Below are 22,368 nucleotides of genomic sequence, written 5' to 3' on the forward strand. Positions count from 1 at the left end.
GTCTCTGGCTTCGTTGCCGTTCAGGACTCGTGTTTAACTAGTGGCGTCAGCGCCTTATCCATCAGCTCGGTAATAAAGTCCTGCGCATCGGGCGCCGGATGAATGCCGTCCTGCTGCATCCATTGGGGCTGAAGATAGACCTGTTCCATAAAAAAGGGCACCAGCGGCACATTGTACTGCTGAGCCAGTTTGGGATAGATATTGCTGAAAGCTTCGGTATAGCGGCGGCCATAGTTCGCCGGCAGACGAATCTGCATCAGCAGCGGTTCGGCGTTGGCGGCCTGCACCGTAGTGATAATTTTGCGCAAATCCTGTTCAATATTTTGCGGCGGGAAGCCGCGCAGCCCATCATTACCGCCCAGTTCGATCAATACCCAGCGCGGTTTGTGCTGCTGTAGCAGCGCCGGCAGACGCGCCAGGCCCTGCGCCGCCGTGTCGCCGCTGATGCTGCCGTTCACCACCTGCGGCTGCTGCCGCCACTTTTTATCCAGCAGCGCGGGCCAGGCTTCACCGGCGGACATGCGGTAGCCGGCGCTCAGGCTGTCGCCCAGCACCAGCAGGGTATCGGCTGACGCGACGCGCGCCAGCAACAGTAACAACAACAGGAAGGGATAATGCCAGCGGAAAACATTGTTGAAGTTCATCATCTTACTAAATCCGTCGGTGAAGGGGAGCATCAGCTGTTCATCCTTACCGGAGTTGACCTGGTTGTCAAACCAGGGGAGAGCATCGCCCTGATTGGCGAATCCGGCTCAGGCAAGTCGACGCTGCTGGGCATTCTGGCCGGGCTGGATGATGGCAGCAGCGGCGAGGTGCGTCTCTGCGGCCAGTCCCTGCCGCAGATGGATGAGGAGCAGCGCGCCGCATTGCGCGCGCGTCATGTCGGCTTTGTCTTTCAATCTTTTATGCTGGTGCCGACGCTGAGCGCGCTGGAAAATGTACAGCTTCCGGCGCTGCTGCGCGGTGAATCGGACCGGCTAAGCCGCGAGCAGGCGCAAAGTCTGCTGGCGCAGCTCGGCCTGGGCAAGCGGCTGCATCACCTGCCGACGCAGCTTTCCGGCGGCGAGCAGCAGCGCGTGGCGCTGGCGCGCGCCTTTAACGGGCGTCCCGACGTGCTGTTCGCCGATGAGCCGACCGGCAACCTCGATCGTCAAACCGGCGACCGCATCGCTGACCTGCTGTTTTCCATGAATCGCGACAGCGCCACCACGCTGATCCTCGTCACGCACGACGCGCAGCTGGCGGCGCGTTGCGATCGTCGGCTGCGCGTCCGCGACGGTAAGCTGTGGGAGGAAGCATGATCTGGCGTTGGTTCTGGCGCGAGTGGCGTTCGCCCTCGCTGCTGATCGTCTGGCTGGCGCTGACGTTGTCGGTCGCCTGCGTGCTGGCGCTGGGTACGCTCGGCGACCGCATGGAGAAAGGGCTGACCCAGCAGAGCCGCGAGTTTATGGCGGGCGACCGCACGCTGCGCAGCAGCCACAGCGCGCCGCAGGCGTGGCTGGAGCAGGCGCAACGGCAGGGGCTCCAGCTCTCCGCTCAGCTCACCTTTATGACCATGACCTTTGCGGGCGACAGCCCGCAGCTGGCGGCGATCAAGGCGGTAGACGCCAGCTATCCGATGTTCGGCAAGCTGCGCACCGAACCGCCGGGCCTGAAGCCTCAGCCGGGCAGCGTGCTGCTGGCGCCGCGGCTGATGGCGCTGCTGGCGGTGAAGCCCGGCGACGAACTGGAGGTCGGCGATGCTCGTCTGCGCATCGCCGGCGCGATTTTACAGGAGCCTGACGCCGGGTTTAATCCTTTTCAGACCGCGCCGCGCCTACTGATGAACCTGGCGGACGTGGAGAAAACCGGCGCGATTCAGCCCGGCAGCCGCGTAGCCTGGCGCTATAAGTTCGCTGGCGACGCCGAGGCGCTCAGCCGCTATGACCGCTGGATTACGCCGCAGCTGAAAAGCGATCAGCGCTGGCTCAGCGTCGAGAATTCCGAAGATGCGCTGGGCCGTTCGATGCAGCGCGCGCAGCAGTTCCTGCTGCTATCGGCGTTGCTGACGCTGCTGCTCTCGGTCGCGGCGGTCGCGGTGGCGATGAGCCACTACTGCCGCAGCCGTTACGACTTGGTGGCGGTGCTGAAGACGCTGGGCACCGGTCGCGGCGCGCTGCGGCGGCTGATCGTCGGACAATGGTTCGCGGTGCTGCTGCTGGCCGCGCTGGCTGGCGGCGTGCTGGGCGCGGGGTTTGAGACGCTGCTGCTGCGGATGCTGCGGCCGGTGTTGCCAGGCGAACTGCCGCCTGCCGGGGTCTGGCCCTGGATTTGGGCGCTGGGCGCGCTGTTTGTGATTTCGCTGCTGGTGGGGCTGCGTCCTTATCGGCTGCTGCTGGAGACCCAGCCGTTGCGCGTGCTGCGGCAGGACGCCATCGCGCCGGTCTGGCCGCTGCGTTACTATCTGCCTGTGATGGCGCTGGTGGTGGTTGCGCTGCTGGTGCTGCTGGTGGGCAACAGCAAACTGCTCTGGGCGCTGCTGGGCGGCATTGTGCTGCTGGCGCTGCTTTTGGCCGCGCTGGGGTGGGGCGCGCTCTGGCTGCTGGGGCGTCTGACGCTGCGCAGGCTGGCGTTGCGGCTGGCGGTGAATCGCCTGCTGCGTCAGCCCTGGGCGACGCTGAGCCAGCTGGCCGCCTTTTCGCTCTCCTTTATGCTGTTGGCGCTGCTGCTGGTGCTGCGCGGCGATCTGCTTGAACGCTGGCAGCAACAGTTGCCCGCCGACAGCCCCAACTATTTTCTGCTGAATATCAGCCGCGACCAGGTGGCGGACGTGCAGCGTTTTCTGGTTCAGCGCGAGATTCATCCCGGCACCTTCTATCCCATCGCCAGGGTGCGCCTGACGGAGATTAACCATCAGAAGGTCGATCCGCGTCGCGACAGCGCGCTTAACCGCGAGTTGAATCTGACCACGCTGTCGCATCGGCCTGAGCATAATCCGATCGTGGCCGGCGAGTGGCCGCCGCGCGCTGGCGAGGTCTCTATGGAAGCGGAGCTGGCCGACCGGCTCGGCGTCAGGCTCGGTGATACGCTGACCTTTACCGGCGATACCCAACAGTTCAGCGCTAAAATCAGCAGCCTGCGTAAAGTGGATTGGGAAAGCCTGCGTCCCAACTTCTTCTTTATCTTTCCGCCGGGTGCGCTGGATGAACAACCGCAGACCTGGCTTACCAGCTTCCGTCTCGACGGGCATCCTGAAACGCTGGCGCAGCTTAACCGCGCCTTTCCGACGCTCAGCCTGCTCGATATCGGCGCGATGATGCGTCAGATCGGCCAGATACTGACGCAGGTCAGCCAGGCGCTGGAAATCATGGTAGTGCTGGTGACCGGTTGCGGCATTCTGCTGCTGCTGGCGCAGATACAGGTAGGGATGCGGCAACGACGCCAGGAGCTGGTGGTCTATCGCACGCTGGGCGCGGGTAAAAAGCTGCTGCGCGCGACATTATGGTGCGAGTTTGCCCTACTGGGCGTGGTGGCTGGCGGCGCGGCGGCGCTGGGGGCGGAGGCGGCGCTGTGGGGATTGCAGCGCAAAGTGTTCGATTTTCCGTGGCAGCCGGATTACCGACTCTGGATAGTGTTGCCGCTGAGCGGCGCGCTGCTGCTTTCGCTGTGCGGCGGCTGGCTGGGCATTCGACTGTTGCGTGGCAAAGCGCTGTTCCGCAGCTTCTGATAAAAACGGCCCGCATGCGCGGGCCGTTGAGGTTCAAAAACGCTGGGGCTGGCTGTCTTCATGGACAGCGCACGCCTTACCCTAAAAGGCTCTGCGCCCAGGCGATGCCGCTGGCGTACTCCGGCGGCAGCATCGGCGTCAGCGCCGTCAGCGCGGCGGCGATACGCTGGCCGTCAGGATCGCTGAGGTTCAGGTGTCCCACCTTGCGACCCGGACGCACCTCTTTCTCATACCAGTGCAGATGCACCAGCGGCTCGCTTAGCCACTGCGGATTCACATCGGTGCCGATCAGATTGATCATCACCGACGGCGTGCTGACCACCGGCGTCGGCAGCGGCAGGTCGAGAATGGCGCGTAAATGCAGCTCAAACTGGCTGACGGACGCGCCGTTTTGCGTCCAGTGGCCGCTATTGTGTACGCGCGGCGCCAGCTCGTTAATCAACAGCCCCGCGGGCGTGACAAAGCACTCCATTGCCATGACGCCGACATAGTTCAGCTCATGCAGAATGGCGCTCAGCATTTGTTCCGCCTGCTGTTGCTGCGCCTTGTCCGGCTGCGGCAGCGCCACGCTGGTGCGCAGAATGCCTTCCTGATGCAGGTTGTGCGTCAGCGGATAGAACACCGTCGCGCCGTTATGTCCGCGCGCGCCGACCAGCGACACCTCGCCGGAAAAGTTGATGCCCTGTTCAACGATGCACTCCCCGTAGCACTCGTCCGGCAGCGCGGCGGTTTCCGCTGCGCGCAGACGCCACTGGCCGCGCCCGTCATAGCCGCCGGTGCGACGCTTCACGATCGCCAGTTCGCCCAGACGGGCGAAAACCTGCGGCCACTCCTGCGCAGAGGAGAGCAACTGCCAGGGCGCGGTCGCCAGGCCCAGCCGATCAAGTAGCTGCTTTTGGGTTAACCGATCGGCAAGCAGCGGAAAAATCTCGCGGTTCACAAACGCCGGATGGCGCGCCAGCTCACGCGTCAGGGCGGTTTCCGGCCAGCGTTCGATTTCAGCGGTGATCACGCTTTGCTGAATCGGCAGCGCTTCCGGCTCGGCGTCCAGCCCCACCGGATAGACGGCGATGCCCAGCGGTTCGCCCGCCTGACGCAGCATACGGCCCAACTGACCATTTCCTAATACGCAAACTGGCTTCATGCTTCCTCCCGCGGATCGGGATTATTCAATACGTCGTCGGTCTGCGCCTGACGCCAGGCGGCAAGGCGCGTCGCCAGTTCGCCGTCATGGATCGCCAGAATCTGTGCGGCCAGCAGGGCGGCGTTGACGGCGCCCGCTTTGCCGATCGCCAGCGTGCCCACCGGGATGCCGCGCGGCATCTGTACGATGGAGTAGAGACTGTCGACGCCGCTCAGCGCGGCGCTCTGCACCGGCACGCCCAGCACCGGCACCAGCGTTTTCGCCGCCAGCATGCCCGGCAGGTGGGCCGCGCCGCCGGCGCCTGCGATAATCACCTGATAGCCTTTTTCCGCCGCGCCTTCGGCAAAGCTGAACAGCTTATCCGGCGTGCGGTGAGCGGAAACGATTTCAACATGGAAGGGAACGGCCAGAGCGGTAAGGATCTCCGCAGCGAACTGCATTGTGGCCCAGTCACTTTTGGAACCCATGACGATGGCGATGCGGGTCGGGGCGGCGTTAAGAGACATGCGGATCTGACTCCTGTGATTATGCAAAGGTCACCGGCGTGGTTGCCACGCGGTCGGGAAGGGCACAGAGAATAGCATGTCTCTTCGGCAAGGAAAACGGTTGCGTAGCCCGATAACGGGCGCTGAAGCGGGATCTTTTCCGCTTCAGAAAGGGAAGTGAATCAGGTTAATCGCCTGCGGGGTAACTTCAATCATCGAACCGGCGCTGTGCCAGGCGCCCAGCACCAACCGCTCTGCGGGCTGGCCGTTCGCCGTCAGCGTATGGACCGCCGGACGATGGGTATGACCGTGGATCAACCACTGAACCTGATGGCGCTGCATCGCCTCGCTGACCGCCTGCGCATTGACATCCATAATTGCCGTGGACTTCTGGCTGTTGGCGTTTTTGCTGCCGTCGCGCATACGCAGCGCGATACGCTGACGCAGCCGCAGCGGCAGGGCGAGAAACAGCCTCTGCAGCCAGCGCTGATGCACCTTGCGGCGAAAGCGCTGATAGCCTTCATCGTCGGTGCAGAGCGTGTCGCCATGCATAATCAATATCGAACGACCATAGAGATTCAGCACCTGCTCCTCAGGCAGCAGCGTCATGCCGCTGGCGCGGGCGTAGCGCTGGCCGAGCAGAAAATCGCGGTTGCCGTGAATAAACCAGACCGGCAACGGCAGCGTGCGCAGCGCCGTCGCGATCTGCTGATGAAGCGGATTGGGATCGTCATCGCCGATCCAGGCTTCAAACAGGTCGCCGAGAATATAGAGCGCGTCGGCGGTTTGCGCTTCGCGCTGCAAAAAACGCAGAAAACCGGCAGTAATTGCCGGTTCTTCCTGGCACAGATGCAAATCTGCGATAAACAGCGTGCGTGACATTACTCGCTAACGATGACTTTCTGAATGATCACGTCTTCTTTCGGCACATCCTGATGCATGCCGCTGCGGCCGGTGGAAACGGCTTTGATCTTGTCGACCACGTCCATGCCTTCCACCACTTCAGCGAACACGCAGTAACCCCAGCCCTGCAGGCTTTCGTCACGGAAGTTGAGGAAGTCGTTGTCTGCAACGTTGATGAAGAACTGCGCGGTGGCGGAATGCGGAGCGGAAGTACGCGCCATCGCCAGCGTGCCGCGGGTGTTTTTCAGACCGTTGTTAGCTTCGTTGCGGATTTCCGCTTTGGTCGCTTTCTGCTTCATGCCCGGCTCAAAGCCGCCGCCCTGAATCATAAAACCATTGATCACACGGTGGAAAATGGTGTTGTCGTAGAAACCTTCACGGCAATAATCCAGGAAGTTCTGCACGGTCGCAGGCGCTTTGTCATCAAACGTTTTGATCACGATATCGCCATGATTGGTCTGGAAAGTAACCATAATCTCGTCCTGTAAAGGTTGGGGTTCTTAAGATACTGCGCCCGCCTGCGCGGGCCAGTTTTAACAGACGCTTCTTATAACATAATTTCCGGGGCGGCGTCAGTAAGCGCAAAGGGGCTTTACAGGGACTCCCGGTGCGCTTTTGCCGCCGCGCGCCTGCGTCCTTTCTTGCATTGCGTAGCGCTTACGTGAAAAATAGACCCTCTTAGTTTCGTTTATCCGCACACGCTTATACGGAAAGTTCAATGCTGAAAATTTTTAATACCCTGACGCGCCAAAAAGAGGAATTTAAACCGATCCATGCCGGTGAAGTGGGCATGTACGTGTGCGGTATTACCGTTTATGACCTGAGCCATATCGGTCACGGCCGAACCTTCGTTGCCTTCGATATCGTGGCGCGCTATCTGCGTTACTGCGGCTATCAGCTGAAATATGTGCGCAATATCACCGATATTGACGACAAAATCATCAAGCGCGCCAATGAGAATAATGAAACGGTGGAAGCGCTGACCAACCGCATGATCGCCGAGATGCACGCCGACTTCAGCGCGCTGAATATTCTGCCGCCCGATCTGGAGCCGCGCGCTACCCGTCACATCAGCGAAATCATCGAGCTGGTGGAAAAACTGATCGCCCGTGGACACGCTTACGTGGCGAGCAACGGCGACGTGATGTTCGCCGTCGACAGCGATCCTGAATATGGCTGCCTCTCGCGCCAGGATCTGGAACAGTTGCAGGCGGGCGCGCGCGTGGAAGTCGCCGACGTCAAGCGTACCCCGATGGACTTCGTGCTGTGGAAAATGTCGAAGGCGGATGAGCCAAGCTGGCCTTCGCCGTGGGGCGCCGGGCGACCGGGCTGGCATATCGAATGTTCCGCCATGAACTGCAAGCAGCTGGGCGAGCATTTTGATATTCACGGCGGCGGCTCCGATCTGATGTTCCCGCATCACGAAAATGAGATTGCGCAGTCCACCTGCGCCCATGACGGCCCTTACGTCAACTACTGGATGCATTCCGGCATGGTGATGGTCGATCGCGAGAAGATGTCCAAATCGCTGGGCAACTTCTTCACCATCCGCGACGTGTTGCAGCATTTTGACGCTGAAACGGTGCGCTACTTCCTGATGTCCGGCCACTATCGCAGTCAGCTTAACTACGGCGAAGAGAATCTGAAACAGGCGCGCGCCGCGCTGGAGCGTCTCTATACCGCGCTGCGCCATACCGACGCCAGCGCCGAACCGGCAGGCGGCGAGGCGTTTGTTGCACGCTTCCGCGAGGCGATGGATGATGACTTCAACACCCCGGAAGCTTACTCCGTGCTGTTCGATCTGGCGCGTGAAGTGAACCGTCTGAAGGCGGAAGATAAGGCCGCGGCGGACGGGCTGGCGGCGCGTCTGCGCGAACTGGCCGGCGTGTTGGGTCTGTTGGCGCAGGACCCGGAGCAATTTCTGCAAGGCGGCGCGGCGCAGGATAACGACGAAGTGGCCGAGATCGAGGCGCTGATTAAAATGCGCAACGACGCGCGCAAGGCGAAAGACTGGGCGCAGGCGGATGTCGCGCGCGACAAGCTGAACGCGTTAGGCATCGTGCTGGAAGATGGCCCACAGGGCACCACCTGGCGCCGTAAGTAATATTCTCCCTCAGGGCTGGCGTTGACCAGCCCTTTTTCTGCGTCCGGTCGTTTTCTGCGGATGATTTTCCGCCTGCCGCCACTCCCGGCGTGCTTTTGCGACTACTCTCTCTAATGCCTGACCCTCCATCAAAAAGATCCTTTTGATCCCTCTTTTGCTGTTATTTGCCGTTTTTTGCAGTATATTGCTGCAAAGGAGGATCGCTATGCATAAAGTTGCGCGTCAAAAAGCGCTGTTAGGGCTGTTAAGCGAGCAGGGACAGCTGGGCGTGGCGGAGCTGGCCCGCACGCTGCGGGTATCGGTCGACACTGTACGCCGCGATCTTAACGATCTGCAACGCCAGGGGCTGGCGCAGAAAAACCACGGCGGCGCAATTGCGCTGGATGTGCCCGCGATGTCGCGCAATGCGCGCAGCGGCGTGCTTAACGCAACCAAGCAGCGGCTGGGCAGGGCGGTGGCCCAGCAGATCCCGCCAGGCAGCACGCTGATGCTGGACGCCGGCAGCACCGTTTTGGCGGTGGCCGCCGCGCTTACGGTTCCTGCGCGAGTGATCACCGCATCACTCGATATCGCCTGGGCGCTGAGCGGTCGGGCGGATATTGAACTGATTTTGCTGGGCGGGCAGTGGGATAACAGTCAGCGCCTGTTTGCTGGCGCCGCCACGCTGGCGGCGCTGCAACGCTATCGCGCCGATATCGCCATTTTCGGCGCCTGCGCGGTCGACGCCAGGCTGGGCATTAGCGCCAGCCAGGAAGCCGATGCCGAAATTAAACGCGCCATGCTGGCGTTCAGCGCCCAACGCTGGCTGGTCGTCGATCATTTAAAACTGGACCGCTGCCAGCCGCATCGGGTAGCGGATTTAGCGGATATGCAACGTCTGTTTATCGATCGTCCCTGGAATGCGCTGCCCGCTATGCCATCCACCGACGTTTCAGTTATCGCCGAAGGAGAACAACATGAGTGACAACGCAATGATCAACGTGGCGCTGATTGGCTACGGCTTCGCCGGAAAGACCTTTCACGCACCGCTGCTTTCCGCCACGGCGGGACTGAACCTCTACGCTATCGTTTCCAGCGACGCCGCCAAAGTGCAGGCTGATTTTCCCGGTATGCGAGTGATCGCCGATGCGCAGCAGGCGATCGCCGATCCGAATATCGATCTGGTGGTGATCGCGTCGCCCAACACCACGCATGCGCCGCTGGCCAGAGAGGCGCTGGAGGCGGGCAAACATGTGGTGGTGGATAAGCCTTTTACGCTGAATATGCAGGAAGCGCGCGAGCTGATCGCATTGGCCGAAGAGAAAGGACAGCTGCTGTCGGTATTTCACAATCGCCGCTGGGACAGCGACTATCTCGGCGTGCGCCAGGCGATAGAGCAGGGGCTGGTGGGCAGGGTCGTGCAGTTTGAATCTCATATCGACCGTTTTCGTCCGCAGGTACGCGTACGCTGGCGCGAGCAGAACGTGCCGGGCAGCGGCCTGTGGTTCGATTTAGGCCCGCATCTGATCGACCAGGCGTTACAGCTGTTTGGCCTGCCGGAAAGCGTGCAGGGCAATATCGCCACGCTGCGTGAACAGGCGGAGGTGAACGACTGGGCGCATGTTGTGCTGAACTATCCTGAGCATCGCGTTATCCTCCATTGCAGCATGCTGGTTGCCGGCGGCGTATCGCGCTTTAGCGTGCATGGCGATAAAGGCAGCCTGATAAAAGCGCATGCCGACCGCCAGGAGAGTCAGCTACTGGCGGGGGTGACGCCCGGCAGCGCAGGCTGGGGCGCGGACGACGACGCGATGGTGCTCTACAGCGGAGAAGAAGCGCCGCGCCAGCTGCCGACGCCAGCGGGCGATCAGCGTCAGTACTATATACAGATCGCCAACGCGCTGAACGGTCAGCAGGAGAATCCGGTGCCGCCGCAGCAGGCGCTGGCGGTAATGGCGGTGCTGGAAGCGGCGGTAAAAGCCTCGGAGAGCGGCCAGGCGCAGCAGCCCGCATTAAGCGAAGCGGAAAAAAGCGCGCTGCGTTTACAGCAGGCACAGTAATCGACAGCAGAGAGCGCTTTCAGCAGGGACGCTGACGCGCGGCAGAAAAAACAGCCGGTTTAACCGGCTGTTGTCGTCTCAGGCAGTGACCTTGACGCGCTGTCCGTCAAACTCCACCGTTTGTCCGGCGATAATCTTGCAGCGCTTACGCGTTTCAACCTGACCATCTACCGTCACCAGACCATCGGCGATGAGATTCTTCGCCATCGCGCCGCTTTCTACCCAGCCTTCCAGCTTCAGCAGATCGCATAGGTCAACGTGCGCATGTTTACCTAAAGAAAACGTGGCCATTATGCGGCTCCTTTATCATGATACTCTTCGCACGCCTGCAGCGTATTTTGAATCAGCGTTGCGACCGTCATCGGCCCAACGCCGCCCGGTACCGGCGTAATCCAGGAAGCGCGTTCGGCGGCGACGTCAAACTCCACGTCGCCTACCACTTTGCCGCTTTCCAGACGGTTAATCCCTACGTCGATAACGATCGCGCCGGGTTTAATCCACTCGCCAGGGATAAAGCCCGGCTTGCCGACCGCGACCACTAACAGATCGGCATGCTCAATATGATGACGCAGATCTTTGGTAAAGCGGTGCGTCACGGTGGTGGTGCAGCCAGCCAGCAGCAGCTCCAGGCTCATCGGACGGCCGACGATATTCGAGGCGCCGACCACCACCGCATTCAGGCCGTAGGTATCGATATTATAACGCTCCAGCAGCGTGATGATGCCGCGCGGCGTACAGGGGCGCAGCAGCGGCGCGCGCTGACAGAGGCGGCCGACATTATAAGGGTGGAAGCCATCGACATCTTTATCCGGCGCGATACGCTCCAGCACCTTGACGTTATCGATGCCCGCCGGCAGCGGCAGCTGCACCAGGATTCCGTCAATTTCGCTGTCGTTATTCAGCGTATCGATCAGTTCAAGCAGCACGCTTTCGCTGGTGGTTGCCGGCAGATCGTAAGAGCGGGAGATAAACCCCACCTCTTCGCAGGCGCGACGCTTGCTGCCGACATAGATCTGCGAGGCGGGATCTTCGCCCACCAACACTACCGCCAGGCCCGGCGCGCGCTTTCCGTCCGCCAGCCGCTGTTTCACTTTTTCAGCAACCTCAAGGCGCACCTGCTGCGCAATCGTTTTACCGTCAATAATTTTTGCTGCCATCAGGGAAGGAATCCATCTGTGTGAGTGAATCGGGGAATGCGGCGTATTTTGTCAGAAGCGCGCGCCGCTGTCAGTCCCTGAATCGCGCTGTCTGGTTACATCTTCGGCGAAGCGCGCGGCACGGCTGTAAAAACGTTGACTCGCTGCCTTTGCGTCGTATAATTCGACCCAACTCACCAAGGCGCCCTTAGCTCAGCTGGATAGAGCACCGGCCTTCTAAGCCGTAGGTCACAGGTTCGAATCCTGTAGGGCGTGCCATTAAATATCAATCACTTATCACTCACCTCCAGCTTTCAGATTTTCAACGTGGGACAGATTTGGGACACGACTGCTAAGAATCGCGTCAATTTTCCTTGCGTGTTCGGTTAGGTGGTTAGGTGCCAGATGTGCATAACGCTACACCATCTCGATGCTTTCCCGGCCACCCATTTCCTGCAGCGCCGAAAGCGGAACTCCTGACTGAATGAGCCAGCTTGCCCAGGTGTGTCGCAAGTCGTGAAACCGGAAGTCCTCAATACCGGCTCTTTTTAACGCTGCTCGCCATGCAGTGTTTGAATCGACGCGCATCTTTCTGACTCCGGCCGTTGTCGTTCCGTCATTTCGCTTCACAGCCTCGGTGTGTACAAACACCCAGTTGTGATGCTTGCCAAGCTGCTGCTTCAGAACGGCGCAGGCTGTGTCATTCAGTGCAACGCCAATTGCTCTGCCTGACTTGCTTTCCTCCGGGTATATCCATGCCACCTTGCGCTGCATGTCAATCTGCTGCCATTTCAGATCGACAATGTTCGACCGGCGCAACCCTGTCGCCAGTGCAAACTCTACGGTAGACTTGAGCGGCTCAGGGCATTCATCAATCAGCCGCTTTGCTTCAGCGGGTTCGAGCCACCGTACCCGCTTATTTCTTTCCTGCGGCACCTTGATGACAGGTGACTTCTCGATCCACTTCCATTCCCTTTCGGCTGCACGCATCAGCGCCTTCATGAGCGCCAGATGCTTGGCCTTCGTAGATGTGGATACCGGCTCCGGCTTATATACCCCAATATCGATTCCTTTCTTCTGCATCGATGCAGCGCGCTGTTTCCATCTTTCCTCTGATTTACGGTTGGTCATCCTGCTGACCGCAGCGTAAATTTTCGCCTCGCTGATATCCTTCAGCAAAACTCCTTCAAAATGCATGAGCCAGAATCCAATCCGGCCCTTATCTGCATCCAGAGATTTCTTATGCGCTTTCTCTTCCAGCCAGCGCATGCAGGCTTCTTCGAACGTTACATCAGGAAAGTCACCAAGGCGCTCTATTCGCCACAGTTCAGCCTTCCTGCGGTCGTGCAACTCCTGTGCTTGCTTTCGGTCCTCTGTGCCAAGAGATTCCTTAATTCGCTTGCCGCCCGGCGTCGTGTAACTCCCGTACCAGACGGAGCCCCTGCGGAAGATGGACATGATAATTTCTCCTCATATGCACCTGCCGCGCTCACTGCGACAGTGTGCATTGGATTATTGAGAGCGGCAATACATGCCTGGCGGGTGACGAGATAGGGTGACTTCGGTTTGGACGGGTCTTTGCGTGTTGCTGTCAGGCGTCCCGACCGTATCCAGTTGCTGGCCGTGGATCGGGAGATGCCGAGAAACGCGCAGGCCTCATCCAGGGTAAGCGCGTAAGCTTCCATGAATGACCTCTACAGGTAGTTGAATATTGCTCTGGCGATGATGAACGCAATGATTGTGATGATGAGGTGGAGTGGGGTGATCATTTAGCGCTCAGAATGCTGCTAAACTTCTCATCCATTTCACGCCTGAAGCGGGCTATATCATTATCCATGTTTTTGAACGGCACTTTCTTTCGGCTTCGCTGCAAGGTATAGCCACAGCGGGCCATGTACTCGCCACTTTTTAGCCATTCGTAAAGTATATCTCTGGACATAACAACTCCTCACGCATAGCGCGATAGTGAATAGGAGGATGGGAGTTAGCGGCTGCGGAAGCCGTTGCAGTCGCGCAGGAATTCGATGAGGTAAGCTTTCATTCTGGCATGTGAGCGGTGGTCATTTCCGTTAACCCAGCCATCTGGCGGCGTCCACGCCTCTATCAATGCTGCCATTTTCTTTGCCTTGCCTGGCGTGATATCCAAAAGGTCATTGGTATGCTGCGTATCAACGAGCTTCTCCATGCCTAGTATGCCCAGCACTTTAAACCATGTGCCGTTAGGCAATCCCAGTCCTCTTATACGCTGTCCCGGGCGACGTTTATCGATTAATTCAACTGACATGTTTTATCTCCTTATCAACCTGACGCACATAAAACGATAACCAGCGCTTGGCCGGAAATGTATTAGGCGGTAGGCATTGAACGGTTTTGGCGTGTTTATCGAGAAGGGTGGTGATAATGTTGTCGTGGTCTGACTTTGGCTGGCCGTCGATGGCGTTGGTGATTTCGCTCCTGCACTTACGCGCTACGGCCCTTAGCGCGTTTTTGGTTTCCGGTTCCACGCTTCTTTACTCCGGATCCAGGCAATAAAAAACCGCCCGTGGGCGGCTTAGTGGGTTATTTAACCTTCACTCAAAATTTTCTGCTTCAACGAAACCGCCCCATACTCTCATATTGATTAGTTGCTCAATTGAATAAGCCTTCGAAATCCTTTTTTCGTCGAACTCACTGACCCTACTAAATGGCTGATGGTTAATGCCATTAATGGCGATTAAGCTGTTTTTATCTGTGATTAATTGATAATTAGGCCTGATTCCTTCACCTGTCATTCCAATCCTAACCGTCTCAGCATTATGAAAGCGGGCCGCCTCAATAATCCCTTCAATGTGTCCGGAAACCCATTTCCTTACTTCCATTCTAAGGTTCATACTTCAGCTCCATTTTTTATATCTGGCTGCGCTTAAAAATAAAGAATTTTGTTTTAATCTCACACCAACTTGGTCAAGTGCGTATCCACGCTCTTCCATTATCTGTCTGACCATTTTCCCCAACATCTGCTTGACGCGATCCCTTTTAACTTCATCACCGAACCTCTCTAAGAGGCTGGGTTGTAAAGGCTCCAGTGCCGGTTTTGACAGATAGCTTGCAGTTTCCATCATTATTAATGATTCATGAGATGTCAGGAATGCCCACAACTCCTTTCCTAGGTTGGTATCGGCAATGTCAGAAAAACTTCCAGTAATGAATTCCATATATACCCCTTGTTTGTATAGTGTATATATGGCATATATGAATTCACATGTCAAATTAATGATGTTGTATTGGCGTGAATACATCTCGGCGTTAAATACGGTTGGAAGCTCTTCCCCTTTCATTTACGTTATACTGGCCGCCTTTTAAACCAGTTCTTCCAGCTCACTGGCTGCATCATTAATGCCTGCGCGCATGGGATACCTCCGGGGTTTAGGTGCAAAAAAACCGCCTCGGTGGGCGGTTGGTATTTTTAGACCAGATGATTAGTCCTTCGTTAGATACTTGTATGCTCCCCAAGCTGCAAGGCCAGTTAATGCTGCGCCAGCTACCGCCCACCCAACTACTGGAACTACGGCACTACTTGCTGCTGCTGAAGCTATAGCTGTGACTCCTCCTGCCATTCCTGTGCCGCCTGCTGCGATTGCACCACCGCCAGCAGCAGCCAACCCCGCAGTTGTTGCAGAAGCGCTACCTGCAACAACCGCGGCGGCGGCGGTAGCTTCGGCAGCAGCAATAGCACCGCTTACGCCTATCGCAGCACCAATTCCTGCCCCAGCACCGGCACCAACGCCAACCGCAACGCCTTCACCGATTTTTTTGATTCCGTCCTTATCAACGTTGAATTGTCCTTTACTCATCTAAAATTCCTATTGATTCACCGGGATTAGCCCCGTCAACTCTTAATCGACTTCTCTAGGAAAAACTTTACTTGGAACGGTAAACAGGTGAGGTATCAGGTGATCTCTGTGGGCTTGGTATACAAAAGCCTGGTTGGTACGCCGTACTTTTTGCAATCTTGATATTGTGACTTTGTTACTGAAGACATGACTCCGTTAATCTCAGCTTCATGCACCGCGGGCTCACTAAACGCCTTCCGTAGCGCCAGTAGCTCGCGGGCCATCTCCACCACGGCGCTGGGTGCTACTCCATATCCATTACCTTTAATGAAATTATTAAGCATTTCATTCGGAGCCATAATTATTTCCTTACCTCACCACATTCCAGCTGAGCCAACGGCCGACGCTCATTTACGCGACGCTTCATGAACTCGCATTCTGCTTTGGTGGGATAGATTTTATCGGTCAGGGGTAGAGCGTGAGAGTGAGCGGTAATGAGGAGTATGAAGCCTGCTAACATTCATTCTCCTTACTTTCGTCTGTTGGAATTCCCGCTAAAACGTCCCGCATCTTATAGGCACATTTTAATCTGACCTTTCTGGCTATTCTCTCAATGGCCTTTGCAGACTTTCCTATTGGCCAACAGACGATAAACGCCGGAAGAAGCATGGTGAGGGAGTATTTGAATCTGGTCACTGTCCCTCCGGTTTCGGTGCTGCGGCGAGCATTGCATCCCATACCTGCTTTGTAGCCAGCTGCTTATCACCAGCGTCATATATTTCCGCTGTGGGCTCGACCGGCACCAGTTGCCAGCCAGGAGGCGCAACGTGATGCACAATTACTGTTTTCTCCGGGCCGCCTGCCGTGTCAAATCTTGCCAGCGCCTCATACTGCGGCGCGGTGTTGTCGATTGGATTGGCGTACAGAGCCACATCAGTGGGCTTTTCATTGCCAGGCGGCCACATATATCCAACTCCCCCGCCAAATCCATCAATGTTGCTTTGCGCTGTAAATGCAACTGGCTCAGCGGTTAATGCCGCCAGGGCAATAAGGGCCAGCTTAGCAATTTCAGTGTCTTTTACGCTGAATGCTTTTGAGTGATTAGGCTTAGAATACTCTGTGTATATTTCTGACACTCGCTCAATCAGCGCCTGCCGTTCCTGATTATTCATCTGCCACCTCCACAACAACGCCTGCCGCTTTGAGTATTCCAATTACGTCCTGCTGGTAGTTGTAAACACCATCTGACCAGGTGTAGCGCTCACCAGAAATCGTCTGCTTCAGGCTTGGCAACTTAACCGGCGCTGGCGGCGCGGCAGTCAACGACAGCGCACCATCAGCCCAGCCACGATCAAACCCCGGCATAGCTGGCAGCGACGCAACAACGTCAGACGGCAGCGCGTCGATATAGTCCAGCGCGGCGCGGGCCACCTCTGCGACTTCATTCTGCACTACCGGCGCTGGCGGCGCGGCGTGGAGGAATAGCGGCACAGGGCTTACTTGGCGAGCGTCCGGGCAGACTGTAACTGTCCCCAAGTATCCCTTAGAAAGCGCCTCTATGACTCGACTAACCGTATATGCCACCGGCGGCTGCTTCGCCAGCGCTGCTATCTGCGCGTCACGCTGCGACAGTGCATCGAGCATCGCATCAACGTCCGCAGCAGCGCGTAGAGCAAAGTCAGTTATGCTCAACTCACATTCCGTCTCTTTGCCGTTTTCGTTCTCATGCGTTACAGCGAATGAATCACTGTCGATTTCGTTATCTGCCAAATGCCGCAACAGTGTAGTGGTTTACTGAATTTGGCCACCTGAACAGAGGTGATATGCTCGCCTCAGAACAATACAGGTGCCCAAATGAAAAAAAGAAATTTCAGTGCAGAGTTCAAACGCGAATCAGCCCAGCTTGTCGTCGATCAGAATTACACCGTTTCTGAAGCGGCTAAAGCGATGGATACAGGGCTTTCTACCATGACGCGCCGGGTTAAACAGTTGCGTGATGAACGTCAGGGCAAAACGCCAAAAGCCTCGCCGATAACGCCGGAACAAACTGAAATTCGTGAGCTGAAGAAAAAACTTCAACGTATTGAAATGGAAAACGACATATTAAAAAAGGCTACCGCGCTCTTGATGTCAGACTCCCTGAACAGTTCTCGTTAATCGGGAAGCTCAGAGCGCGTTATCCCGTGGCGATACTGTGCCATGTGTTTGGGGTTCACCGTAGCAGCTACAAATACTGGAAAAGTCGTCCTGATGAACCGGATATCAGGCGGACAGCGTTGCGTAGCCAGGTGCAGGAGTTATACAGCATCAGTCATGGCTCAGCGGGCGCAAGGAGCATTGCCACTATGGCAACACTTAAAGGCTTCCGTATGGGGCGCTGGCTTGCTGGCAAGCTCATGAAAGAGCCGGGACTTGTAAGTTGCCAGCAGCCAACACACCGGTATAAGCGCGGTGGACAGGAACACATCGCTATACCGAACCACCTTGATCGTCAGTTCGCGGTCATCGAGCCCAGCCAGGTATGGTGCGGCGACGTGACTTATATCTGGACAGGAAAACGTTGGGCATATCTTGCTGTTGTTCACGACCTGTTCGCCAGAAAACCCGTGGGCCGGGCAATGTCATTCTCACCGGACAGCAAACTCACTATGAAAGCGCTGGAAATGGCCTGGGAGCGTCGGGGAAAGCCAGGCGGAGTGATGTTCCATAGCGATCAGGGTAGCCACTACACAAACCGGCAGTTCAGGCAGTTACGGTGGCGTTGCAGGATAAAGCAGAGCATGAGTCGGCCGGGAAATTGCCGGGATAACAGCCCAATGGAGCGGTTCTTCCGGAGCCTGAAAAATGAATGGGTTCCCGTGATGGGATACATGAACTTCAGTGAAGCCTCTCATGCGATCACAGATTACATCGTGGGTTACTACAGCACGCTCAGACCGTATGAATATAACGGTGGATTGCCACCAAACGAATCGGAAAACCGATACTGGAAAACTCTAAAGCGGTAGCCAATTTTAGTTGACCACTACACTCCAGACAGCACTGACTTACCCTACGCCTTATTCTGCAAGATTGACCCGTATGACGCTAAACGCAGCCTGTTCCGACTTTTTTGCCGTTTGTGGGAACCACAGGGTTTATTTATCCACTCAGCATAATCGTTGAAGAGACATAACCGGCATACATAAATACCACCGACCGGTTTGCATCTGCTATCAGGAGGACTATACCCATGCTTGCTGTTTCAAGACATCAGCTCAGCCAGACCGATACCGCAACTTCCTCAAGCGCCAAAAACACTTCAGTAGGGAAACCTTCATCAACCCTGAATAACCTGACATCTTCAGAAAGCAACACGGCTGCCAATGGTACGCCTTCTCCCGGCTTACCGCGGACGCTGACCGTTGGCGGAGAAGAATACTGTAATGGCGCACTTAAAGGCAGATACAGTTCTGAACAGATGGCTTATCTGATCTCCGCAGGCACGCCTGATGAAAACAAACCCGTGACACACCATGCTGATGGCAGTAAGGAATATGGTTTTAGTCATAACGGGGATAAAAACTGTATGGCTCGCTTGTATGCCGATAAGGAAAACTCAGTTACTGCTCTGACCATAAAAGACGGACAGGGTAAGGCGATCGTAAATGCGCGATACGATAAAAACTTTTCGGTAAATGGTATGCCTGACAGGCTTAATTTCCACAGGCCCGCCGTGACCATACCGCCTGGTGCGATCTTTAATGGAAGCCTGCCTCCATATCATCCCGATGGCGAGCGCTATCAGGTTATGCCGTTCAGGAACCCCGGCAGTAAAGATCCACTCATGGTGATGGGGTTACGGCATCCCGGCGGCAACCATTTTACGGTTTATGACAGTACCAGCCATCAGCCAGTGACGCAGTTATCCATAGTGACCAGCAGAGAGGAGAGCGGTTCCGGAAAAGATGTGCTGGTCAGCCCTGAGATGGCGCGTCTGCCTGGTGGGATGCGTCATTTTAAAAGCACGGCTGAGGGGGTGAAAACCAGCCAAAGTTCTCCCTCCGGCTTCAAGCGGAAAAGCGACAATCAGCCCTGCGATCGTCATGGAAACCTTTTATCCGCGCCGTCAACATCGCAGGCAGCAACCTCGTCCGCTTCCGCTGTCAGACCATCCAGAATGACCGTAGAAAATATTATTGCAAAGGGGGCTGACCCCACTGACCGCATTGAGCCGACCGGCTTTCAGTCCATTGAACAGTTAAGGATATACGTCAGAGATAATCCTGTTCCCCGGCTGGTTTATCGCGCGCACGACGCTGACGCTGAAGAAATCAGCTATAGCGGTCTGGAACGGAATTTTCTTTCAGACAAAAAAGAAGGTGACGACTATCTTGCAGATATTATTCGGCACACGGCCGCCACAGGCGGATCCGGGGGAAATGTGCTTTCACTTTCAGGCGAAGTTTCAGTAGCGAACCGCTTTCTCCATAATGGCAGGAGCCTGGCGAAAATTGACACGCATCAGCTGCCGGGACGTTTTAAAAGCGCAGCGCAGATCCTGTTAGAAGATGGGGACAGGCTGATTGACAGCGGAAAGGTCAATGTTGCCATGGTGAGGAAGGCACTTGAAAACCTGCTGAGTGAGGGAGAAAAAGAAATTTTCTGTCTGGACGGGGATATTCCCCCGCATGCTGTGTCAGTTTTACGCTGACAGAGTTAATCGACGTGAAGAAGCGGGTAATGTAGCTATCCCCGATCGCGCGGCCATAGCTGGAAAACGCTCGTCCTGGCAGCCGGCAGGATGTAACCAGACTCGGCTGATTCATCAAACAGCGCCGTGGCTTGCTCATGAATCAGCCTTGATTTTACGTGCATCCAGGGCCGCTTTCAGCGCGCCTGCCGACAGCAGGCTGCGTTCCGCTTAAGGTTCACCATTCTGGCTGCGCTGCACAGGCCTTACGAAAACTCATTCCATTCATGGCCTTCGCGCGAGATATTCTCTACCGACGCCAGCGGTCCCCATGTCCCAGCCTGGTAAGGCCTTAACGGGGTATTATTAGTGTCCCAGGTATGGGTAATGGAATCGACCCACTCCCACGCCGCCTCCACCTCACCGCGGCTGAGAAACAGCGCCTGAATGCCGCGCATGCACTCCAGCAGCAGCCGATCGTAAGCATCGGCAAGCTTCGGCTCCGCAAAGGTATCGGAATAGCTCAGATCCAGCTTGGTTATCTGCAAATGATGCTTATGATCCAGACCGGGGATTTTATTAAGAATCTCCAGATCCATGCCTTCATCAGGCTGCAAACGTATCGTCAGCTTGTTTTGCGGCAGCTCCTTATGCGATGCGGAAAAGAGGTTCAACTGCGGCTTTTTAAAATAGATCACGATTTCTGACATTTTTACCGGCATCCGCTTGCCGGTACGCAGATAGAAGGGCACGCCAGCCCAGCGCCAGTTGTCGATATCCACCCTGACCGAAACAAAAGTTTCCGTCTGACTCTTCTTATCCGCGCCTTCTTCTTCAAGATAGCCGGGTACTTTCTGGTCGTTGATCAGGCCGCCGGTATATTGTCCTCTGACCACCTTATCGCGGATATTGCTGCGGTCGATGCGGCGCAGCGAACGTAGTAATTTGACTTTTTCATCACGGATGGCGCGGGCGCTCAGATCCGGCGGCGGCGACATGGTCACCATCGTCAATATCTGCAAAAGATGGCTCTGCACCATATCCCGCATCTGGCCGGCGCGGTCAAAATAACCCCAGCGGCCTTCAATGCCCACCTCTTCAGCGACGGTAATCTGGACATGCTCAATCGAACGGTTATCCCAGTTATTTAAAAACAGAGAATTAGAGAAGCGCAGGGCAAGCAGGTTAAGGACGGTTTCTTTACCGAGATAGTGGTCGATACGGTACACCTGGCTTTCATCAAAATAGCGGTTAACCACATCATTGATCTCTCTGAAAGTCTCCAGAGAATTTCCCAGCGGCTTTTCCATGACGATGCGCGTCGGCGGAAGGTGCAGAGAGGCGGATGCCAGACCTTCGCAGATAGCGCTAAACGTGGCGGGCGGCATGGCAAAATAGTTAATGGTGATACGTTTTTCCTGGTCGACTTTTTCTTTCAGCGCGCTAAACCCTTCCGCGTCGTTCACATCAAGCGGGCAAAAATCGAGTCGTTCGGCAAACCGCGACCAGACTTCTTCATCCACCTCTTCTTTTAAAAAAGCGTTCAGCGCCTCTCTGACGAATTCAACATAGGTTTTTCGATCCCAGTCGGCGCGGCCTACGCCGGTAATGGTGCTTTCGGCATGCAGGCTACGGGATTTTTCCAGCCGGTAAAGGGAAGGGAGAAGCTTACGACGGGCAAGGTCGCCTTTGGTGCCAAAAATAACGAGATCGCAGGCCTGAACGGGTTCGTTGTTTGACATAATGTTTTCCTGACTTGCTGATGGGTTGAAGAAAAGCGAAGGCGCCTGTCGAAACGTTACTGTTGCCATATCGCTTCCATTTCAGTAACCGTTACAGAATTTAAACCGTCTGACGCCCCAGGCCCGGCATGTACGTATGTCGAGAGAGTAGCAGGCAGCGTAAAAATGATAAGTATAGCCGCGTCCATCTGGAAAAAAGCCAGCGCCTTATGAGGCGCGCCTGCCCAGGCACATCGGCAGGCGACTAACCGTCAGGTAAAATTGGAGAGCAGGAAAGTGCATCCCAGCGCGTCATGGAGGCGATCGGCGTCGCGGTGGTGTGGTCGCGAAGAATACAGTGATTTTCAGCAGTCGGGCGATGATCTCTTTAAATGGCGTCGAAACACCAGGGAAATACGAAACTGTAAAGGACTGACGGTCTGGTTACGCCGCCCGAGCGGTCCACAAAAACAAGCATCTCTTTAATAATTTCTTCCTTCATTGCCGTTACGGCGATAAAGGAGGTTAAATCATTACTGCCGTGATGTTTTTTATTGCTTTTATAAGGCGATTAACGCGTTAATTATTATGCTAAGCAGTGCCGTTTAAGCGGCTGTATTCTTCTGTCGTCAACATTTTGCCGGGA

23 protein-coding genes, 1 tRNA gene and 3 pseudogenes are annotated in these 22,368 nt (G+C 56.4%); 8 read left to right on the forward strand and 19 right to left on the reverse strand.

Annotated features, from left to right (window positions below):
- Positions 1 to 20: 20 nt before the first annotated feature.
- The gene (tesA, locus tag MYY08_RS14465) at positions 21 to 644 is read right to left on the reverse strand and encodes a multifunctional acyl-CoA thioesterase I/protease I/lysophospholipase L1 (RefSeq protein ID WP_038630093.1); all 624 of its coding nucleotides are present in this window, start codon (positions 642 to 644) and stop codon (positions 21 to 23) included.
- Here tesA and ybbA point away from each other — a divergent pair.
- Together ybbA and ybbP are read left to right on the forward strand one after the other, a co-directional pair.
- Positions 615 to 1,301 carry a putative ABC transporter ATP-binding protein YbbA gene (ybbA, locus tag MYY08_RS14470; RefSeq protein WP_084971464.1) on the forward strand — a complete coding sequence of 229 codons (687 nt, stop codon included), beginning with the start codon at positions 615 to 617 and terminating at the stop codon, positions 1,299 to 1,301. The genes tesA and ybbA overlap by 30 nt on opposite strands.
- Entirely contained in the window at positions 1,298 to 3,706 is a 2,409-nt protein-coding gene (gene ybbP / locus MYY08_RS14475) for a putative ABC transporter permease subunit YbbP (RefSeq protein WP_288014682.1), read from the forward strand. The genes ybbA and ybbP overlap by 4 nt, the downstream gene beginning before the upstream one ends.
- A gap of 76 nt (positions 3,707 to 3,782) precedes the next feature.
- Here ybbP and purK read toward each other — a convergent pair whose 3' ends face one another.
- The 4 genes from purK to ppiB all read right to left on the reverse strand — a co-directional run bounded on the left by purK (position 3,783) and on the right by ppiB (position 6,711).
- On the reverse strand, positions 3,783 to 4,850 hold the full coding sequence (gene purK, locus MYY08_RS14480) for a 5-(carboxyamino)imidazole ribonucleotide synthase (protein WP_084971723.1): 1,068 nt from the start codon (positions 4,848 to 4,850) through the stop codon (positions 3,783 to 3,785).
- Positions 4,847 to 5,356: a 5-(carboxyamino)imidazole ribonucleotide mutase gene (gene purE, locus MYY08_RS14485; RefSeq protein WP_288014685.1), complete on the reverse strand. Its 510-nt coding sequence runs from the start codon at positions 5,354 to 5,356 to the stop codon at positions 4,847 to 4,849. The genes purK and purE overlap by 4 nt, the downstream gene beginning before the upstream one ends.
- 144 nt (positions 5,357 to 5,500) lie before the next feature.
- Positions 5,501 to 6,217 (reverse strand): UDP-2,3-diacylglucosamine diphosphatase, encoded by a 717-nt coding sequence (gene lpxH / locus MYY08_RS14490; RefSeq protein ID WP_288014687.1) that lies wholly within the window; start codon positions 6,215 to 6,217, stop codon positions 5,501 to 5,503.
- A complete protein-coding gene (gene ppiB, locus MYY08_RS14495) occupies positions 6,217 to 6,711 on the reverse strand; it encodes a peptidylprolyl isomerase B (protein WP_038627502.1) in 495 nt (164 codons plus the stop codon). Before ppiB ends, lpxH begins: the two co-directional genes overlap by 1 nt.
- Before the next feature lie 245 nt (positions 6,712 to 6,956).
- On the opposite strand from ppiB, the gene cysS reads away from it, so the two are divergent.
- The 3 genes from cysS to MYY08_RS14510 all read left to right on the forward strand — a co-directional run bounded on the left by cysS (position 6,957) and on the right by MYY08_RS14510 (position 10,381).
- Positions 6,957 to 8,342 carry a cysteine--tRNA ligase gene (cysS, locus tag MYY08_RS14500; protein ID WP_288014689.1) on the forward strand — a complete coding sequence of 462 codons (1,386 nt, stop codon included), beginning with the start codon at positions 6,957 to 6,959 and terminating at the stop codon, positions 8,340 to 8,342.
- Positions 8,343 to 8,547: 205 nt separating this feature from the next.
- Positions 8,548 to 9,306, forward strand: coding sequence for a DeoR/GlpR family DNA-binding transcription regulator (locus MYY08_RS14505; protein ID WP_038627498.1), 759 nt, complete (start codon positions 8,548 to 8,550; stop codon positions 9,304 to 9,306).
- A complete protein-coding gene (locus MYY08_RS14510) occupies positions 9,299 to 10,381 on the forward strand; it encodes an oxidoreductase (RefSeq protein ID WP_038627496.1) in 1,083 nt (360 codons plus the stop codon). The genes MYY08_RS14505 and MYY08_RS14510 overlap by 8 nt, the downstream gene beginning before the upstream one ends.
- 78 nt (positions 10,382 to 10,459) lie before the next feature.
- Here the strand turns inward: MYY08_RS14510 and ybcJ are convergent, their stop codons facing one another.
- Positions 10,460 to 10,672, reverse strand: a complete 213-nt coding sequence (gene ybcJ, locus MYY08_RS14515; protein WP_038627494.1) for a ribosome-associated protein YbcJ — start codon at positions 10,670 to 10,672, stop codon at positions 10,460 to 10,462.
- A complete protein-coding gene (gene folD, locus MYY08_RS14520) occupies positions 10,672 to 11,538 on the reverse strand; it encodes a bifunctional methylenetetrahydrofolate dehydrogenase/methenyltetrahydrofolate cyclohydrolase FolD (protein WP_038627492.1) in 867 nt (288 codons plus the stop codon). Before folD ends, ybcJ begins: the two co-directional genes overlap by 1 nt.
- A gap of 181 nt (positions 11,539 to 11,719) precedes the next feature.
- Here folD and MYY08_RS14525 point away from each other — a divergent pair.
- Positions 11,720 to 11,796: transfer RNA gene (locus MYY08_RS14525), tRNA-Arg, on the forward strand.
- An 18-nt stretch (positions 11,797 to 11,814) separates the two neighbouring features.
- On the opposite strand, the pseudogene MYY08_RS14530 reads toward MYY08_RS14525, so the two are convergent.
- The 11 genes and pseudogenes from MYY08_RS14530 to MYY08_RS14580 form a co-directional block, all read right to left on the reverse strand.
- Positions 11,815 to 12,975 (reverse strand): annotated as a pseudogene (locus MYY08_RS14530) (integrase).
- Between the two features lie 134 nt (positions 12,976 to 13,109).
- A pseudogene (locus MYY08_RS14535) lies at positions 13,110 to 13,202 on the reverse strand (helix-turn-helix domain-containing protein); the annotation flags it as partial.
- Between the two features lie 80 nt (positions 13,203 to 13,282).
- Positions 13,283 to 13,456 (reverse strand): hypothetical protein, encoded by a 174-nt coding sequence (locus tag MYY08_RS14540; protein ID WP_167401658.1) that lies wholly within the window; start codon positions 13,454 to 13,456, stop codon positions 13,283 to 13,285.
- Positions 13,457 to 13,501: 45 nt separating this feature from the next.
- The gene (locus MYY08_RS14545; protein WP_084970567.1) at positions 13,502 to 13,801 is read right to left on the reverse strand and encodes a DUF7739 domain-containing protein; all 300 of its coding nucleotides are present in this window, start codon (positions 13,799 to 13,801) and stop codon (positions 13,502 to 13,504) included.
- Complete coding sequence (locus tag MYY08_RS14550) at positions 13,791 to 14,021, reverse strand: hypothetical protein (RefSeq protein WP_084970568.1); 231 nt, start codon at positions 14,019 to 14,021, stop codon at positions 13,791 to 13,793. The genes MYY08_RS14545 and MYY08_RS14550 overlap by 11 nt, the downstream gene beginning before the upstream one ends.
- 66 nt (positions 14,022 to 14,087) lie before the next feature.
- On the reverse strand, positions 14,088 to 14,387 hold the full coding sequence (locus MYY08_RS14555; protein ID WP_084970569.1) for a hypothetical protein: 300 nt from the start codon (positions 14,385 to 14,387) through the stop codon (positions 14,088 to 14,090).
- Positions 14,388 to 14,390: 3 nt separating this feature from the next.
- On the reverse strand, positions 14,391 to 14,711 hold the full coding sequence (locus MYY08_RS14560; protein WP_133052072.1) for a hypothetical protein: 321 nt from the start codon (positions 14,709 to 14,711) through the stop codon (positions 14,391 to 14,393).
- 264 nt (positions 14,712 to 14,975) lie between these two features.
- Positions 14,976 to 15,350: a hypothetical protein gene (locus MYY08_RS14565; protein WP_145055386.1), complete on the reverse strand. Its 375-nt coding sequence runs from the start codon at positions 15,348 to 15,350 to the stop codon at positions 14,976 to 14,978.
- Positions 15,351 to 15,445: 95 nt separating this feature from the next.
- Entirely contained in the window at positions 15,446 to 15,688 is a 243-nt protein-coding gene (locus MYY08_RS14570) for a hypothetical protein (RefSeq protein WP_288014695.1), read from the reverse strand.
- Positions 15,689 to 16,021: 333 nt separating this feature from the next.
- Positions 16,022 to 16,501: a hypothetical protein gene (locus MYY08_RS14575; protein WP_288014696.1), complete on the reverse strand. Its 480-nt coding sequence runs from the start codon at positions 16,499 to 16,501 to the stop codon at positions 16,022 to 16,024.
- A complete protein-coding gene (locus MYY08_RS14580; protein WP_288014698.1) occupies positions 16,494 to 17,099 on the reverse strand; it encodes a hypothetical protein in 606 nt (201 codons plus the stop codon). The genes MYY08_RS14575 and MYY08_RS14580 overlap by 8 nt, the downstream gene beginning before the upstream one ends.
- Before the next feature lie 84 nt (positions 17,100 to 17,183).
- On the opposite strand from MYY08_RS14580, the pseudogene MYY08_RS14585 reads away from it, so the two are divergent.
- Together MYY08_RS14585 and MYY08_RS14590 are read left to right on the forward strand one after the other, a co-directional pair.
- Positions 17,184 to 18,351, forward strand: a pseudogene (locus MYY08_RS14585) (IS3 family transposase).
- Between the two features lie 210 nt (positions 18,352 to 18,561).
- A complete protein-coding gene (locus tag MYY08_RS14590; protein ID WP_288014700.1) occupies positions 18,562 to 20,022 on the forward strand; it encodes a hypothetical protein in 1,461 nt (486 codons plus the stop codon).
- A gap of 245 nt (positions 20,023 to 20,267) precedes the next feature.
- Here the strand turns inward: MYY08_RS14590 and zwf are convergent, their stop codons facing one another.
- Positions 20,268 to 21,743: a glucose-6-phosphate dehydrogenase gene (zwf, locus tag MYY08_RS14595; RefSeq protein WP_288014702.1), complete on the reverse strand. Its 1,476-nt coding sequence runs from the start codon at positions 21,741 to 21,743 to the stop codon at positions 20,268 to 20,270.
- Positions 21,744 to 22,368: the final 625 nt, after the last annotated feature.

Origin of the sequence: Mixta sp., from assembly GCF_024610815.1 — a bacterium.
Taxonomy (GTDB): Bacteria; Pseudomonadota; Gammaproteobacteria; order Enterobacterales; family Enterobacteriaceae; genus Mixta; species Mixta calida.